The sequence below is a fragment of the Protofrankia sp. Cr1 genome (assembly GCF_963555865.1).
Classification (GTDB): Bacteria; Actinomycetota; Actinomycetes; order Frankiales; family Frankiaceae; genus Protofrankia.
In genome coordinates this window covers 40,705-41,995 of sequence record NZ_CAUVXO010000007.1, presented here as the reverse complement: position 1 = coordinate 41,995, position 1,291 = coordinate 40,705, and the positions used below count along the sequence as shown (strand labels likewise).

Below are 1,291 nucleotides of genomic sequence, written 5' to 3'. Positions count from 1 at the left end.
GGTAGCCGGCGGGCGGCGTAGCGTCCCAGGGTGAAGGCCGGGTAGGCCATCATCGTCCAGGCTGGCGGGATGACCACGGGTACCCCGGCGACACCCGGCCCGAGGGCATCGGTGTAGACGTAGCGGCCGAAGAGGAGACCGGTGTGGACCCCGGCGGTCTCGGCGGCAAGCCCGCCGCCGGCGGTGACCAGGACCATGCTGGCCGCCCATCCGGCGCCGCGGGTACAAGCCGCGTGGATGACCGAGGCCGCGGCGAACGACAGCACCGTCGCGACGGTGAGATCACGTCGTCCGGCACTTGTGGCCAGAGGATAGGCGATCTGTGCGGCGACGGTGACCGCGGCAAAGACCCATGCAAGGGCGGTCACTCAGACCGCACGAACCCGCCGGCCGTTGGCCCCCTGAGCCCGGCCGGTCGGCGGTTCGGCTGTGCCGCGGGACCGGGGTTGTTCCCCCTGGGCGGGTTCGGTGGCCGTGAGGTGCTTACCCAGTACCGCGTATTCGACCCAGCTGCCCGGGAACTGGAAGTTCGACAGCAGCGGCACAAAGCCCTCACTGGCATACAGCCGCCGGGCCCGGCTGTCGGGAAGCTCCAGCGCCGACAGCGCTGCTGTGCGTTGCGGAGCCTCGCGCAGCAGCTCCCGGATCAGTTCGCGCCCGACCCCCCGTCCCTGGAACTCCGGCAGGACGTGGAACTCGACGATCTCCAGGCAGTCGCTGAGCCATACCGCGGCGTCCTCGGGTTGCAGCGCGTCGCAGACGACGTCATGCCACCACTGGCCCTTCTGCCCGGGCAGGGCATACGCGAAGCCGATCAGGCGGTCGTCTGGCAGCAGCGCCGCCACCGCCCGCAGATCCCGACGCTCAGCGTGCCGGCGTGCGTGCATGGTTCGCTCGATGGCCGCCCGCGCCGGATCAGCCTCGTGGACGTCGAGGAAGGCGGCCTTGTAGACACCGATGACGTCGCTCAGCCGGGCACGCATCCGCGCGGGTGTCCAGCGGACCAGCCCGATGTGCTCCATCAAGCCTGCCTCCCTCGCGTCTTCGTCCTCGCCCCGCGCCACGGTGATCGGCCAGTCGCCGGTTGGCCACGCGCGGGGCGTGTCCGTCTCATACACCATCCAAGGTGCTCGACAATAACGGGTGCTCGGGGCGTTGTGCCCAACCCCGTTCCGCCGACACCCGCACGCGCTGGTGGCCGGGCCGGCGGGCGGGGCGGTGGGCGGGCCGGTGGGCGGGGCTGTGGATGCTGGTCAACTCGGCTGTCCGGTGCCGAGCAGCCGCCTCCACC

At 71.4% G+C, this 1,291-nt stretch carries 3 protein-coding genes; all 3 read right to left on the bottom strand.

Annotated elements, in window-relative coordinates; translation table 11 throughout:
* Positions 1 to 368, bottom strand: a 368-nt coding sequence (locus U9980_RS01835) for a carotenoid biosynthesis protein (protein ID WP_322766409.1), incomplete at its 3' end; no start/stop codon positions are given.
* Positions 369 to 1,121: a GNAT family N-acetyltransferase gene (locus U9980_RS01830; RefSeq protein WP_322756313.1), complete on the bottom strand. Its 753-nt coding sequence runs from the start codon at positions 1,119 to 1,121 to the stop codon at positions 369 to 371.
* A partial coding sequence (locus tag U9980_RS01825) for a hypothetical protein (protein WP_322766408.1) occupies positions 1,111 to 1,291 on the bottom strand: 181 nt, incomplete at its 5' end. The genes U9980_RS01825 and U9980_RS01830, both read right to left, overlap by 11 nt.

Bases quoted from the DNA above. Each gene is read 5' to 3' on its own strand.
- U9980_RS01830 (WP_322756313.1), bottom strand. From the start codon at position 1,121: ATGGTGTATGAGACGGACACGCCCCGCGCGTGGCCAACCGGCGACTGG.